Here is a 12,684-nt window from a genome sequence, read left to right on the forward strand (position 1 = left end):
TCCTGCCGCGCCACCGGGGAGGGCACACCCGGAGAAAGCCCCGTCCGAGCAGGACCTTCGTCCTGGCGGGTGAACAAGGTCCTCACCTCTTGCGCCGTCCGGTGGATAAGCTGCGGGTGGCAGGGCCGTGCGGGGAGAGGACGGCGGCCCGACTCAGGGAGGCAGGCCCGTTCGATGGCTCAGGCGAAGAAGGTGGCCATGTGGATTGTGGTCATCTTCGTCATCTACACGATCATCACCTCGCCGGTGCGTGCCGCCGAGCTGGTGCAGTCCGGGTTCGTCGGGATCTCCGACGCGGCGAAGGCGGTCGGCTCTTTCATGACCGGACTGGTCCGCTAGTACCGTTTGCGGGGTTCGTCCTTCGGGGGCGCTCCCCGGCCGGGGCGTGCCCTCCTGATCCGCGAGGAGCGGCATCGTGATCCGGCACCTGGTCCTGTTCAAGCTCAACGAAGGCGTCGGCAAGGACGACCCGCGGGCCCTGGCGGGCGCGAAGGCGTTCGAGGAGCTGGGTGCGCTGATCCCGGAGCTGCGCGAGTGGGAGTGCGGCTGGAACACCACCGAGCGGGACATCGCCTACGACTACGCGATCAACAGCCTGGTCGAGGACCGCGAGGCGCTGGCCGCCTACCTCGGCCACCCGGCCCATCAGGCCGCCGCCGGGCAGTGGAAGACCTTCGCCACCTGGGTGATCGCCGATCTGGAGGTCTGACCGCCCGCCACCCCCGCCGTACCCGCACCACCGCCGCGACCCCCGGCCTCCCGATCAGGCCGGGGGTCGCGGCGCGCTCCGCCGAATGCTCCACAGGCCGTCAACACGCCTCGGCCGGGTACTTGCCCGGCCGCAGAGCGACTTGTGATGCTATGACCGGTTTTGCCGGAAATTTTGGCGAGGTGGTTCAGAGGGAGGGGTGACGTGTCCGTGCGGACGCAGGGCAGCAGTGCGCCGGAGGACCGGGCCGAGGAACTGCCGGACCCGGTCGAACTGGCCGCCCGCCGCCCCGGCGGCCGCGGCACCATCGACGTCCGGACGCTCACCCGGGTGCTGTTCGAGCGGCTCGCCGAACTGCCCCCCGGCGCCCCCGAACGCGCCCGGGTACGAGCCGCCCTGATCGAGATCAACATCCCGCTGGTCCGCTACGCCGCCACCCGCTTCCGCAGCCGCAGCGAACCCATGGAGGACATCGTCCAGGTCGGCACCATCGGCCTGATCAACGCCATCGACCGGTTCGACCCCGAGCGCGGTGTCCAGTTCCCCACCTACGCGCTGCCCACCATCCTCGGCGAGATCAAACGCTACTTCCGCGACAACGTCCGGACCATGCACGTGCCGCGCCGGCTCCAGGAGCTGTGGGTCCAAGTCAGCGGCGCCATGGAGGAGTTGACGGTCATCCACGGCCGGTCCCCCAAGGTCCCCGAGATCGCCGCCAACCTGCGCATCCCCGAGGAGGACGTCCGGGCCTGCCTGGACGCCGGCCGCGCCTACAACGCCGCCTCGCTGGAAGCCGCCCAGGAACACGAGGGCGGGCTCGCCCTGCTGGACCGGCTCGGCTACGAGGACTCCGCCCTCACCGACGTCGAACACCGCGACATGGTCCGCCACCTGCTGGTCCAACTCCCCGAACGGGAACGGCGGATCATCATGCTGCGGTTCTTCGCCAACCTCACCCAGTCGCAGATCTCCACCGAACTCGGCATGTCCCAGATGCACGTCTCCCGGCTGCTGTCCCGGATCCTCACCCGGCTGCGCACCGGGAACTCCTGGGAGGAGTGAGCCGCCCGCCGTCAGCTGCCGGGTGACGACTCGTCACGATCGGGTTTGCCGGGCCCGGTGATCCGGTATTGAGCAGGAGGACACGGCAGTCGGGAACCGCCGTACGGCGGCACCCGTTCGACAGGCAGTCACAAGGGGGTGGGCGCGTGTTCACAGAACAGGGCAGTGCGGTCATCGAGTCCGTCGTCGTACCGATCCCGGCCCAGGCCGGGCCCGCCGAGGCCCCCGACCGGGCGCTCGACACCCGTACGCTCTCCCGCTCGCTGTTCCGCAGGCTCGCCGTCCTGGAGCCCGGCAGCGCCGAACACGGCTACGTCCGGGACACCCTGATCGAGCTCAACCTGCCGCTGGTCCGGTACGCGTCCGCGCGTTTCCGCAGCCGCAACGAGCCGATGGAGGACATCGTCCAGGTCGGCACCATCGGCCTGATCAAGGCCATCGACCGGTTCGACCCCGAGCGCGGCGTCGAGTTCCCCACCTTCGCCATGCCCACCGTGGTCGGCGAGATCAAGCGCTTCTTCCGCGACACCAGCTGGTCGGTGCGCGTCCCGCGCCGCCTCCAGGAACTGCGCCTGGCCCTCACCAAGGCCGGCGACGAACTCTCCCAGCGGCTCGACCGCTCCCCCACCGTCCCCGAACTCGCCGCCTACCTCGGCGTCTCCGAGGACGACGTGGTCGAGGGCCTCGCCGTCGGCAACGCGTACACCGCGAGCTCCCTCGACTCCACCCCCGCCGAGGACGACGGCGGCGACGGCCCGCTCGCCGACCGCCTCGGCTACGAGGACCTCGCGCTCGAAGGCGTCGAGTACCGGGAGTCGCTCAAGCCGCTGCTCGCCAAGCTCCCGCCGCGCGAGCGCCGGATCATCATGCTGCGCTTCTTCGGCAATCTGACGCAGTCGCAGATCGGCGAGGAGATCGGCATCTCGCAGATGCACGTCTCACGACTGCTCACCAAGACCCTCGCCCACCTCCGGGAAGGCCTGACGGCGGAGGGGTGACCGCCAGTGGCCCGGGGGTGCGGTTCCAGGGGCCCGTGGGGGTGCCGCCCGGCCCGCCGGGGCCGGCGGAGAGCGGCGAGGCCAAGGCGGCGGCTGGTCGAAGACAGCGGATGGCCACGTGGCGGCGGGTCAAAGACAGGGGCCAGAAACTTCGGGACGTTCTCGCGCCCTGTTGATCACTCGCAGACCTGGCCTCGCCGTTCCCCGAGCCCCTGGAATCGCGCACCTAAAGGGTGCAGGTGGTCCGGAGCACCGACAGGTGATCGTCCGTCAGGCCGAGGCCGTCGTGCCAGAAGTCCTCGAAAGTGGGCCAGCCACGGGTGAGTTCGTCGAAAGCGGCGTCGAGGTAAATCGTTTCGGCACGGGCCAACGGACGCATCAAGGGGTCCACCCGGGCGATCCGGGTCGCCGCGCGTTCGTTGGTGAGCAGGTAGTCGGTGAGGACCGCGTCGCGGTCCACGCCGAGGGCGGTGAGGAGCAGGGCGGCCGTCCAGCCGGTGCGGTCCTTGCCGGCGGTGCAGTGGAACAGGACCGGGCCGCCCTCCGCCTCGGCGATCAGTCGCAGCACGGTGGCGAAGCGGGAACGGGCGAGTGGGTCGGTGACGAACCAGCGGTACATCGAGGTCATCATCGCGGTGCCCCGGCCGTCGCCGAGCACGGCGTGCATCGCCTCCGGCTCGCCGCTGCCCAGGGCCTGCCGCAGGTCCACGTAGAGGTCGAAGTCGGCGGAGAACACCGGCAGGTGATGCAGGGCCGGGCCGAGGCCGTCCGGTGAGGGCACGCTGAGGGTCGCGGCGGCGTCCATCGGCAGCACCGCCGTGGGCAGGCCGGGGACCAGGTCGGCGCCCAGGTGGCGGACCTCGTCCAGGCTGCGCAGGTCGACGACGTGCCGCAGGCCGAGCGCGCCGAGCAGTTCGCGGTCGCGCTCGCCGAGCCGGCTCAGCGCCTCGGTGCGCAGCAGCAGGCCCGGGCGGACGGTGCGGCCGTTCGCGGTGCGGTAGCCGCCCAGGTCGCGGGCGTTGACGGCAGCCGTCAGGCCGAGGCTTCGGGCGGTCTCGGTGGACGGCGCGGACACGGGGCCTCCTGGCGGGCTGCGACGGTTGCCGCCAGTGTAGGCGCGCCGCGGCGCGGGACCGCCCGGGGCGTCCGGCCGGTCCCGGGCGGGCGGGTTCCGCGGGTTACTTGACGGCCAGCCAGATCACGCCGACCACGACCGCCAGGGCCACGATGGCCCCGATGACGATCATCGGGGTGCGGTTCGACGAGGAGTTGCTGCCGTAAGTGGTGACGGTGCCCGGGGCCTGCGCGGCCGGGGCCTCGTCGACGAACGCCCGGAACATCTGGGTGGAGCCGGCGGGGTCGTAGTCGTTGTCAGCCATGGAACGGGACTCTAGCCAACCCCGACGGCCCGCCGACACCCCGGACCCCACTGCGGGCCCACTCTGCACGGAGCCCTCACCTCGGACGACACCCTGGTGAACAACCGGGCGCACCGGAATCAAGCAGGACCCGAACGGGTTGTCCCTGGGCATGACTTCCACTGACGCACCCCGGGTGACCCTTGGCACCTCCGACCTGTCCGTGTCCCAACTGGCCCTCGGCGGCAACGTGTTCGGATGGACGGCCGACGAGGCACAGTCCTTCGCGGTGCTCGACGCGTACGTCACGGCGGGCGGCAACTTCATCGACACCGCCGACGGCTACTCCTCGTGGGCGCCGGGCAACTCCGGCGGCGAGTCCGAGACGGTGATCGGCAACTGGCTGCGCAGCCGCGGCAACCGCGAGCAGATCGTGATCGCCACCAAGGCCGGCATGGCGCCCGGCATGGACAACCTGAAGCGCGACACCGTGCGGCGCGCCGTCGAGGGCTCGCTGCGCCGGCTCGGCGTCGAGCGGATCGACCTGTTCTACACCCACCGGGACGACCTGGACACGCCGGTCGAGGAGATCGTCACGACGCTGGACGAGCTGGTCCGCGAGGGCAAGGTGCGGGAGCTCGCCGCGTCCAACATCGGCGCGCAGCGGCTCGCCGCCTCGCTGGAGTTCGCCGCCCGCGAGGGCCTGGCCCGGTACGTGTCGGTGCAGCCGCACTACAACCTGGTCTCCCGCGACACCTACGAGGGCGAGCTCGCCGAGGTGGTCGCCGCGCACGGCCTGTCCGCCGTCCCGTACTACGCCCTCGCCTCCGGCTTCCTGACCGGCAAGTACCGCCCCGGCGCGCAGGTGGACAGCTCCCGGGCGCAGGGCGCGTTCCGGCACCTGGAGACTCCGCGCGGTCCGCGCGTGCTGGCCGCGCTGGACGAGGTCGCCGCCGCCCACGGCGCCGAGGTCGCCACCGTCGCGCTGGCCTGGCTGGCCGCGCAGCCCACGATCGCCGCGCCGCTGGCCAGCGCCCGCACCGTCGAGCAGCTGCCCCCGCTGCTGGCCGCCGCCGCGCTGCGGCTGACCGAGACCGAGCTGAAGCTGCTGGACGCCGCCTCCGCCTGACCTGGCGTCAACGCGCCGACGGCGCCCCTCCCGCAGCCGTGGAAGGGGCGCCGTCGGCGTGGCCGCGGCCGGTCAGGGGCGGCCGAAGAAGTCCGGGTAGTACCCGCTGCTCAGCCGGGAGACCCGGACGTTCTTGCCGGGGCGGGGGGCCTCCACGTACGTCCCGTCCCCGAGATAGATCGCGACGTGGTGGATGCCGGAGACCCGGCCATTGCCCGACCAGAAGATCAGGTCGCCCCGCTGGAGCTGCTTCGAAGTGATCGGCGTGCTGGCCCGGTACTGGTCGTCGGCGACCCGCGGCGTGGACACCCCGGCCCGGCGGAACGCCTGCTGGACCAGGCCCGAGCAGTCGAAGCCGTTCGGCCCGTTGCCGCCCCACACGTAGGGCTTGCCGACCTGCGCCAGCGCGTACGACACCGCCGCCTCCACCCCGCTCGCGGCGGGCGCGGGGGGCCCGGGCTGGTGGGAAGAGGAGGAGGAGGACCCGCCCCCGCCGGTGCGGGACAGATAGACGTCGTAGTGGCTGGTGTAACGCCACTCACCGGCCGCGTTCCTGAACCAGTAGACCTTGCCGTCCCAGCCCTGGCGGATCCCGCCCGAGGACTGCGCGGAGCCGGAACTCTGCGAGGACGACGACTGGCCCTTGGCGCCACCGGTGCGCTCCAGGTAGACGCTGTGCCACTTGGTGTAGCGCCACTCCCCGGCCGCGTTCTTGAACCAGTAGACGCTGCCGTCCCAGCCCGGGCCGGACGGTGCGGGCATGGCGTGCGCGGTGCTCGCACCCAGGCCCAGACCGACGGCTCCCGCGCCGGCCAGAACAGTGGTGGCCAGACAGGTCGAGCGCACGGCCCGGTGTATTCGGCTCGCCCGGTCGGCCACGTCGGGCGCGGCGGCGCGCGGGGCCGGGCGGGTGCACTGCGGGCAGCGGCAGGCGGCCGCCCCGTCGGCTTCGGCGAAGCCCATGAGCGGGGCGCCCGACCAGTCGGGCAGATCGGTGGGGTCGGTGGATATGGAGGCGAGCGCTGTCGTCACGCGGGTTTCCCTTCCTTGCGGCCCGGCCGGGCGGCCGGGGCGGGCACCGAGGCGGTCACCCCGGCCGGGGCGACGAACGCGACCAGCAGCTGCTCCATCAGGGCGCTGCGCGCGCTGTCGTCCAACTCGTGGGCGGTGGCGCGCTCCAGGCGGCGCACCGCGAGCGCCGCGGCCTCCACCGCGTCGTCCACCAGGACGGTCCGCAGCCCGGCGTCCAGGTCGGCGAGCCGGCGGCGCCGCATCGACTCGGCGACCTCCGGCGCGTAGTCCAGGGCCAGCGGCTGCACCGAGTACACCTCGATGCCCGCCGGGGCGGTCTCCGCGGCCAGCGCCCGGGTCAGCTCGTCGGCGAACCACTGGCCGTCGCGCAGCGCCGGTCCGGGAGCGGAGTTGGAGTCGCACGGCAGGGCCGAGGCGGTTCGGGTGAGAACGGCCTGCACCTGCTCGCGCAGATACGTCTCGTGGTCGGCGATGCCCAGGGTGACCCGCGCGGTGTCCTTGACCCGCCACACGATCAGCACCCGCACCAGCAGCGGAGTGCCGGTCCGGTCGGTGACGTGCACCGCCTCGCTGCGCCAGTGCCGCAGCCGGACGTCCACCCGGCGGCGGCGCACCATCGGGTTCACCCACAGCAGGCCGGTGCGGCGCACCGTGCCCCGGTAGCGGCCCCAGCGGGTCAGCACCCGGGTCTCACCGCCCGGGTTGGACAGCAGTCCGGCCAGCGCCACCATCATCGCCAGCCCGATCGCGCTGATGGTGGCGATGGTCCGGTCGTCGGCCGCGGCCCCGTCGGCCTTCACGGCCGCCGTACGGACGTCCGGCAGGCCGGACAGGTGCGGGACCACACCGGCGCGGGCCAGCACCAGCAGCACACCGGCCGTGCCGAGGAGCAGCGCCAGCAGCGGCAGCCAGCCCGGCAGCGCGAACGCCGGGCGCTCGCGCAGCGACTGGTCGGCGCGCGGCGGCCGCCGGTGGGTGGCGGCGTCCGCGACCGTCGGGTGGGCCGAGGACTCGGAGCGGTCCGGCCGGTCCTCCGGTTCGACCGTCGGGAGCAGCTGGGTCGGCGCACTGCGGTCGGGTTGCTCCTCGACCGGGGCGGTGGCCTTGATCAGCGGGTTGTTCACCGCCTTGGCGACCGCCTTGGTCAGTGGGGTCGCGCCGACGGGGTCGGCGGGGGGTTCGGCGGCGGAGGGCCAGGTACGGGGTCGCGGCGACGAGTCGCGGGTGACGTCCATGCACGTGTCCTAAGGGTTCAGAGTGTCGCGCAACGGGCGGCCCGGAGCTGACGGGCAGTGCCGGGGACCCAGGCTAGGCTGATTGATCATCAAATGCGACGTATGCCATTCGGTGTGTCGCTATGTCGGAAAATGGCTCGACCGGAGTACCGCCCGCCGCACATCGCGGGACGGGCGGTACCGAGCCGACCGTCAGTGGCGGCGGGCGCCACCGCGACGACTGGCGAGCATCCGGCGCACCAGCAGCCCGAAGCCCGCCGTGATCAGCAGCGCCCCGCAGGCCAGTCCGCGCCATCCGGTGGCCGCCGCCCGATGCACCACCGCCGCCCCACCCGGCGGTGGTGCCGGCAACGTCCGCCCCCTCGCGACCTCGTCCGCAGAGCCGGCACCGGTCTGCTCGGCCCGCGCGGCGTGCTTGGGCTGCTTGGGCTGTGCGGCCTGCACGGCCGGTGCAGCGGCCGACGGGGGCCGGGTCACGCTCGGCCTCCCGGCCGACGGCATCACCGCGGGCGACGCGATGACCGGCGACGGGCTCCCGGACGGCGCGGCCGTCCCGTCCGGCACCCGCGGCTCCGGGGCCTGCGGCGACCCCGGGTGCGGCGCCGCGAACACCGGCTGATCGGGCATCACCCCCGGCGCCAGGAACGGCGGCGGCGGCACGGCGACCGTGCTGGGCACCGGCACGGCGGCGGAAACGGACGCAGAGGCGGAAGCCATGGCCGCGGCGGAGGCGCCGGCCGAAGCCGGGGCAGTGCCAGAGGCGAACGCGGTGGCCGAGGCGGAGACGGACGGGCTCGCTGCGGGCGAGCTCTGGCCCCCGGTCGGCATGGGCGCCGGCGTCGGAACCGGTGGTGCCTGCGTGGGCGTCAGCACCGGGATCACCACCGGCACCACGATCGGCAGGAGGTCCGACAGGACCGGCACCCAGGGGGCCGCACCTGTCGGAATCCCGGCCGGGAAGGGCGGGGCGGATGGGCTCGTCGCGGCCGGGCTGTGGGCGGACGGCGGGACCGACACCGCCGACGAGGACACGGCCGTTGCCGGAGACGGTGTCGGTGCGGCGCTGCCGCCCGCCGTGGCCGGGACGGGGACCCGGACCGGGTCGCCCGGGGTGCCGTTGCCCGCCGGGTCGGTGGCGGTGGCGATCAGGGTGACCTCGCCGCCCGCCAGGTCGTGGGTGGCGGTGCAGGACCAGCTGCCGTCGGCGGCCGCGACGGCGCTGCACACGGTGGCGGGTGCGCTGTTGCCGTGGCCGGCGGTGACGGTGACGGTGGCGCCGGGCTCGGCGCGGCCGCTGATCAAGGGGCGGGCGGTGTGCAGGAGTTCACCGGCGGTCGGCGAGAGCAGCCGTGGCTTGTCGGGCGCGACGGTGTCCACCGTGAGCGCGACGGACTTGCCGTCGGAGTGGTTGCCGGCGCCGTCGCGGGCGTGCGGGGTGAGCCGGTGGACGCCGTCGGCCAGGTTCTCCACCGGCAGGCAGGACCAACTGCCGTCGGCGGCGACGCCGGTGGTGCACAGGTCGAGGTCCTCCGGCCCGCCGTCCGCGGTGACGGTGACGGCGGAGGCGGGCTCGCCGAGGCCGGTGACCAGCAGGCCCGGATCGTTGCTGTAGGCGGGCAGGGTGAGCACGGGGGCGGTCGGCGCCGTGGTTTTGACGGTCAGCCGGAACGGCTCACCGCGCACGGCCGTGCCGCCCGGCAGGGTCTGCGCCAGGACGAGGGCGTGGGTGCTCTCGCCGAGCGCGCTGTCGGGGCGGCAGTTCCAGCTGCCGTCCTCGCCGACCTGCGCGGTGCACAGGGTGGCGCCGTTCTCCTGGACGGCGATGCCCGCTCCGGCCCGCGCGCCGTCACCGCGGAACTCGGGGCGTACCTCGCCGGTGACGGTGCCGGGGACGGGCAGGCCGATCTCCGGCCCGTCGGCGGCGCTCTCCGGTTCGGCGGCGCGGACGGCCGGGGCGACCCGCTGGTCGACGACCTGCCCGGAGTCGGCGAAGCCGTCGGCGGTGACGAGTTGGGAGCCGTCGCGGGCCACCCGCAGCCGGGCCCAGGTGTCGCCGCTCGCGGCGCCGGCCGGGACCATCCACTCCAGCGCGGCGCTGCTCGCCCCTGCGGGGACCTCGGCCTGCACCCGCTCGGCCGGGTCGAACCGCCCGTTGTGGTCGAAGTCGATCCAGCCGGCCAGCACCGCGGGCTCGGGGCCGGGGCCGACCGGCACCTCGATCCGGTAGGTGCGCCCGGGCGTGGCCTCGGCGGGGAAGGCGAGGGTCGGGTCGGCGCCCTGGTGGTCGGCGCGGCCGGGCTGGAGCCGGGGCGGCGACGGCGGGCTGGCCCAGGGGCTGCGGCGGCTCGCCCCGCCGTCGGTCTCCACGCTGAGCGCGACCGGGCCGGCGGCGGGCGGGGCGGGCAGCAGCGGCCTCTCGACGGACTGGGCGAGGCCGGGCCGGGAGCGGTTGGCCGGTGCGGCGTCCTGGCCGAGGAACAGGTCGGAGACCAGGTGGGAGGCGTTGCCGTAGCTCTGCGGGGCGCTGCCGAGGCTCTCGTCGAGGGAGACCGTCCAGGCCGGACGGAGCGTCATCGGCGGGGTGGTGGAGCCGCCACGGGCGGTGGAGCGCTGTTCAACACGCAGCTCGACGGTGGTGACGGTGCCGGACAGTTCGAGCGTGCCGTCGCCGCCGGCGTCGCCGTCACGGGGGCCGTCGGCGGCGGGGGCGAGTTCGCCGGGGCCGACCGTCCAGCCCGGCCAGCCGGTGCGACCGACCAGGGTGGGGGCGGCGGGGCTGCCGCCGGCGACCGTCAGCCGGGTACTGGTGCCGGTGGTACCGCCCCGGCCGGTGGCCAGGCCGGTCAGGCCGCTGAGGTGCAGGCGGGGGTTGCGCACGGGGCGGGAGAAGGAGAGCCGCAGCGTGCCGAGGGGGTGCCAGGAGCCGTCCGCATGGGGGTGGTCCTCGGCGACGCGGAAGGTCTCGGCCGGGTCGCCGGGGCGGATGCCGTCGGTGTAGACGCCGGCGCCGGCGGCCCGTTCGGCGAGCTTGCCGGGCGCGGCCTCGACCGTCACCCCCTGAACGGCCTCGAAGTCGAACCGGACGGCCAGCCCGGAGGGCAGTTGGGCGCGCCGCTCGGCGGACCAGCTGTCGGGCGTCTGCTGGGCGGCCACCGGCGGGGTGCCGAGACCGGTGAGCAGCCCGGTGGCGATCAGGGCGGTGGTGGTCCGGCCGATCCGGGGCCCGGGCCGGTCACGGTCGGCCGGGCGGGCGTCGGGGGCCGGGGCCCGGTGGAGGAACTGTCGGCACATCCGGCTCTCCTCTCGGTGTCTTCGTCCGCCGAATTCGCGGTCCGATGCCATACACCCGAATGGTGATGACGATCAGACAAAAGGGAATCACGATGTGGTTTCGGTCGTACCGCGACACCTGCTCGATCGCCCGATTCCACCCGTTCAGCAGCCAATCGGTCGGCAGTATCGGGATACCCGCCAGGCCGGGCACCAACTCGCCCAAGCAGGCATCAATCGGGCACTGCTGCGCTTATTTGACTGGCCGTCAGATCGCTTGATTGGAATTGGTGTGTTTATCGGTTGAGTCGGCTGGCGTGACTATTGATTCCACGCTCACCAAAAGCAGCTTCGCCCGCGCCGAGCCCTGCGGGGGCGATGTCACCGCATACTTCTACGCCCATTTGTTCGAGCACAACCCGGGTGCGCGAACAAACTCGACGACACCGACACCGTGGTCGACTTGCCGCAGGGCTTGGGCCGCCCGCACGCGGGGTACGGCGCCCTCCCCGAGCACTTCCCCGTCGTCGGCGCGAGCTGGCCGCCCTCGGGAACGCCTGGACAACGGTGGCCGCGGCGTCCTGGGCGGCCCTGTACGGCGTCGCCACGGAGGTCGCGGGCGGGGCTCCGACCGAAGCCGCCGCAGGCTGGGGTCCTCCCCGGTGCCCTACGGCCTTGCGGTCGGCCGGTGTCGGCCACGCCGTCGTCGAGCGCCGGGCCGAGCAGGCCGTCCCCGTCGGCACCCCGCGCCGGCCGTCCGCCGCGCCACCACCGACCTGGCGGTGCTCACCGTGGCGCCCGACCACCCGTACCCAGTCACCGCCGGCCGGTACCTGACCGTCAGCTCCGACCGGGGCGATGACGTCCGGCCCGGAGAGCGCCTGCGGCTCGGACCGCCGGTCGGCGAGGGCTTCGAGCGGCCGCTGCTGGTGATCGCCGACGGCACCGGCTGGGCCCGGATCAAGGCTCTGCTGGAACAGCTCGCCCGGGACGACCGGCCGCCGCGCCTGGTGAAGGCGCACGCGTGGCTGCACGCCGTACTCTCGGCGTCCGCGCCCGGCGCGTCCCCGCTCCATCGGGATCCGCCCGCCGCGCCATCCACCTGTCCGGCCGCCCGGACCGCGCGCCCGCGTTCGCCGCCCAACTCCTCGACCGGCACGCCGATCCCAAGCGCGTCCCGCGCAACCCGTCACCGCCACGTTCAACCGCAGCCGCCCGCGAACACCCGCGGAACGCGAGCTCGGCCGGCCCGGGAACGGCGAAGGCCCCGGGTGGGAACCCGGGGCCTTCGGCTGGTGCGCTCAGCAGGATTCGAACCTGCAACCTCTTGATCCGTAGTCAAGTGCTCTATCCGTTGAGCTATGAGCGCTCGGACGGCCCCTTGCGGAACCGCGAGCGGAGATTGGTGCGCTCAGCAGGATTCGAACCTGCAACCTCTTGATCCGTAGTCAAGTGCTCTATCCGTTGAGCTATGAGCGCTCGCCCCGTCGGCCTTGGCCTCCTGGGCGGTGCGGGGACAACATTACATGACCGGCGACCTGGGGCGAAATCGATTGCCGGTGGCCCCGTCAAGGCCGCCTCGGAGGCCGCTCGGCGAACAACGCCAGACAACGCGAGAGCCCCGCCGGTCAGTGACCGACGGGGCTCCCGGTGAAGCGGAGGCGGAGGGATTTGAACCCTCGATGGACGGTAAAGCCCAAACCGCATTAGCAGTGCGGCGCCATAGACCGGACTAGGCGACGCCTCCAACACCCGGACTGCGACCGGGACTCCGGCGCACTCCGTGCGACTGCGATGATGCCACAGCCGAAGGCTCCGGCACCAACCACCACAACGATACTGGCCGGGTCGTCCACGGCGCAAAGAAGAATGAGATACTCCAGTCTCCGAG

The 12,684-nt window shown here is 73.4% G+C and carries 10 protein-coding genes and 3 tRNA genes; 5 read left to right on the top strand and 8 right to left on the bottom strand.

Annotated features, from left to right (window positions below; translation table 11 throughout):
* Positions 1 to 198 precede the first annotated feature (198 nt).
* The 4 genes from ACZ6R9_RS03735 to ACZ6R9_RS03750 all read left to right on the top strand — a co-directional run bounded on the left by ACZ6R9_RS03735 (position 199) and on the right by ACZ6R9_RS03750 (position 2,769).
* Positions 199 to 339: a hypothetical protein gene (locus tag ACZ6R9_RS03735; RefSeq protein ID WP_380486435.1), complete on the top strand. Its 141-nt coding sequence runs from the start codon at positions 199 to 201 to the stop codon at positions 337 to 339.
* 76 nt (positions 340 to 415) lie between these two features.
* Positions 416 to 709 (top strand): Dabb family protein, encoded by a 294-nt coding sequence (locus ACZ6R9_RS03740; protein WP_380486308.1) that lies wholly within the window; start codon positions 416 to 418, stop codon positions 707 to 709.
* A 204-nt stretch (positions 710 to 913) separates the two neighbouring features.
* On the top strand, positions 914 to 1,771 hold the full coding sequence (locus tag ACZ6R9_RS03745; RefSeq protein WP_380486306.1) for an RNA polymerase sigma factor SigF: 858 nt from the start codon (positions 914 to 916) through the stop codon (positions 1,769 to 1,771).
* Between the two features lie 173 nt (positions 1,772 to 1,944).
* A complete protein-coding gene (locus ACZ6R9_RS03750) occupies positions 1,945 to 2,769 on the top strand; it encodes an RNA polymerase sigma factor SigF (RefSeq protein WP_380486431.1) in 825 nt (274 codons plus the stop codon).
* Positions 2,770 to 2,995: 226 nt separating this feature from the next.
* Here ACZ6R9_RS03750 and ACZ6R9_RS03755 read toward each other — a convergent pair whose 3' ends face one another.
* Positions 2,996 to 3,844, bottom strand: a complete 849-nt coding sequence (locus ACZ6R9_RS03755; protein WP_380486304.1) for a tyrosine-protein phosphatase — start codon at positions 3,842 to 3,844, stop codon at positions 2,996 to 2,998.
* Between the two features lie 103 nt (positions 3,845 to 3,947).
* Entirely contained in the window at positions 3,948 to 4,148 is a 201-nt protein-coding gene (locus ACZ6R9_RS03760; protein ID WP_380486302.1) for a hypothetical protein, read from the bottom strand.
* Between the two features lie 151 nt (positions 4,149 to 4,299).
* On the opposite strand from ACZ6R9_RS03760, the gene ACZ6R9_RS03765 reads away from it, so the two are divergent.
* Positions 4,300 to 5,256, top strand: a complete 957-nt coding sequence (locus tag ACZ6R9_RS03765; RefSeq protein ID WP_465536340.1) for an aldo/keto reductase — start codon at positions 4,300 to 4,302, stop codon at positions 5,254 to 5,256.
* Positions 5,257 to 5,328: 72 nt separating this feature from the next.
* Here the strand turns inward: ACZ6R9_RS03765 and ACZ6R9_RS03770 are convergent, their stop codons facing one another.
* The 6 genes from ACZ6R9_RS03770 to ACZ6R9_RS03795 all read right to left on the bottom strand — a co-directional run bounded on the left by ACZ6R9_RS03770 (position 5,329) and on the right by ACZ6R9_RS03795 (position 12,540).
* The gene (locus ACZ6R9_RS03770) at positions 5,329 to 6,288 is read right to left on the bottom strand and encodes a C40 family peptidase (protein ID WP_465536342.1); all 960 of its coding nucleotides are present in this window, start codon (positions 6,286 to 6,288) and stop codon (positions 5,329 to 5,331) included.
* A complete protein-coding gene (locus tag ACZ6R9_RS03775) occupies positions 6,285 to 7,523 on the bottom strand; it encodes an SPFH domain-containing protein (protein ID WP_465536344.1) in 1,239 nt (412 codons plus the stop codon). The genes ACZ6R9_RS03770 and ACZ6R9_RS03775 overlap by 4 nt, the downstream gene beginning before the upstream one ends.
* A 192-nt stretch (positions 7,524 to 7,715) precedes the next feature.
* Complete coding sequence (locus ACZ6R9_RS03780) at positions 7,716 to 10,814, bottom strand: Ig-like domain-containing protein (protein WP_465536346.1); 3,099 nt, start codon at positions 10,812 to 10,814, stop codon at positions 7,716 to 7,718.
* 1,272 nt (positions 10,815 to 12,086) lie between these two features.
* Positions 12,087 to 12,162 (bottom strand) — tRNA-Arg (locus ACZ6R9_RS03785).
* 34 nt (positions 12,163 to 12,196) lie between these two features.
* Positions 12,197 to 12,272: transfer RNA gene (locus tag ACZ6R9_RS03790), tRNA-Arg, on the bottom strand.
* A gap of 177 nt (positions 12,273 to 12,449) precedes the next feature.
* Positions 12,450 to 12,540: transfer RNA gene (locus tag ACZ6R9_RS03795), tRNA-Ser, on the bottom strand.
* Positions 12,541 to 12,684: the final 144 nt, after the last annotated feature.

The sequence above is a fragment of the Kitasatospora sp. NPDC048662 genome (assembly GCF_055587065.1).

Bases quoted from the DNA above. Each gene is read 5' to 3' on its own strand.
- ACZ6R9_RS03775 (WP_465536344.1), bottom strand. From the start codon at position 7,523: ATGGACGTCACCCGCGACTCGTCGCCGCGACCCCGTACCTGGCCCTCC.
- ACZ6R9_RS03765 (WP_465536340.1), top strand. From the start codon at position 4,300: ATGACTTCCACTGACGCACCCCGGGTGACCCTTGGCACCTCCGACCTG.
- ACZ6R9_RS03760 (WP_380486302.1), bottom strand. From the start codon at position 4,148: ATGGCTGACAACGACTACGACCCCGCCGGCTCCACCCAGATGTTCCGG.
- ACZ6R9_RS03735 (WP_380486435.1), top strand. From the start codon at position 199: ATGTGGATTGTGGTCATCTTCGTCATCTACACGATCATCACCTCGCCG.
- ACZ6R9_RS03780 (WP_465536346.1), bottom strand. From the start codon at position 10,814: ATGTGCCGACAGTTCCTCCACCGGGCCCCGGCCCCCGACGCCCGCCCG.